Raw genomic sequence first — 1,206 nt, 5'->3', positions numbered from 1 at the left:
CGGACACCCCTGATCAGGGGCTTCGGCCCCGGTAAGGATGATGTCCATCATGGAGAGCATGGGGAAGAAGAAGCCACGCCCTCGCCGCTCGTTCACGCCGGAGTTCAAGGCCGAGATCGTCGAGCTGTGCCGTCGTGGTGACCGCTCGGTCGGTCAGGTCGCCAAGGACTTCGACCTGACCGAGACCGCGGTGCGGGACTGGGTGAGGCAGGCCGAGGTCGACGCTGGTGAGCGCGACGGCCTGACCAGCGACGAGCGCGAGGAACTGGCGACGCTGCGGCGGGAGAACCGCCGCCTGCGCGAGGACGTGGACATCCTCCGCCGGGCCACGGCTTTCTTCGCGACGGAGACCCGGTGACGGTGCACCCCTTCATCGAGGCGGAGAAGCAGGCAGGCCACAACGTCAAACGGGCGTGTGAACTGCTCCAGGTCTCCCGAGCCGCCTTCTACGCCCGCCGCACCGCGACCCCCGGCCTCCGCGCCGCGCGCGACGCGGAACTCACCGAGAAGATCACCAAAGTCCATGAGACCTCCCGCGGCACCTACGGCGCCCCGCGCGTCCACGCCGCCCTGCACCGCCAAGGCACCACCTGCGGCCGCCGAAGGGTCGCACGCCTGATGCGCCAGGCCGGCCTCGAGGGCCGGCACCGAAGACGGCGCCAGCGCACCACGATCCCCGATCCCCGCGCCGCCACCCGGCCGGACCTGGTCCTGCGCGACTTCCAGCCCGACCCGGCAGCCCTCGACGCGCGCTGGTGCGGCGACATCACCTACATCCCCACCGACGAGGGCTGGCTCTACCTGGCCACCGTCATCGACATTGCCTCCCGCCGCGTCGTCGGCTGGGCCACCGCCGACCACCTGCGGACCGAACTGGTCGCCGACGCCCTACGGGCCGCCTGCCACACCCGCCGCCCGACCCAACCGGTGATCTTCCACTCCGATCGCGGCTGCCAATACACCAGCCGTGAATTCGCTGACCTGGCAGCCGAGTTCGGAGTTCGGCTGTCGGTCGGCCGCACCGGCCAGTGCTGGGACAACGCCCTCGCCGAGTCCTTTTTCGCCACCCTCAAACGGGAGCTACTCGGCGACCACCCCTGGCCAAGCCGGGCCGCAGCACGGACCGCGATCTTCGAGTGGATCGAAGCCTGGTACAACATACGCAGACTGCACAGCAGCCTCGGCTACCGCAGTCCCGCCGAATAC

The 1,206-nt window shown here is 70.0% G+C and carries 2 protein-coding genes; both read left to right on the top strand.

Annotated features, from left to right (window positions below):
• Window positions 1-49: 49 nt before the first annotated feature.
• Window positions 50-358 (top strand): transposase, encoded by a 309-nt coding sequence (locus tag ACWCXH_RS39950; RefSeq protein ID WP_449806424.1) that lies wholly within the window; start codon window positions 50-52, stop codon window positions 356-358.
• Window positions 355-1,206, top strand: an 852-nt coding sequence (locus tag ACWCXH_RS39945; protein WP_449806423.1) for an IS3 family transposase, incomplete at its 3' end; no start/stop codon positions are given. The genes ACWCXH_RS39950 and ACWCXH_RS39945, both read left to right, overlap by 4 nt.

It is taken from the genome of Kitasatospora sp. NPDC001660, from assembly GCF_053596725.1.
Note: the sequence above shows the minus strand (reverse complement) of the source record. Positions and strands in the feature narration are given on the sequence as shown.

Coding starts and splice junctions, on each gene's coding strand:
- ACWCXH_RS39950 (WP_449806424.1), top strand. CDS start 50: ATGGAGAGCATGGGGAAGAAGAAGCCACGCCCTCGCCGCTCGTTCACG.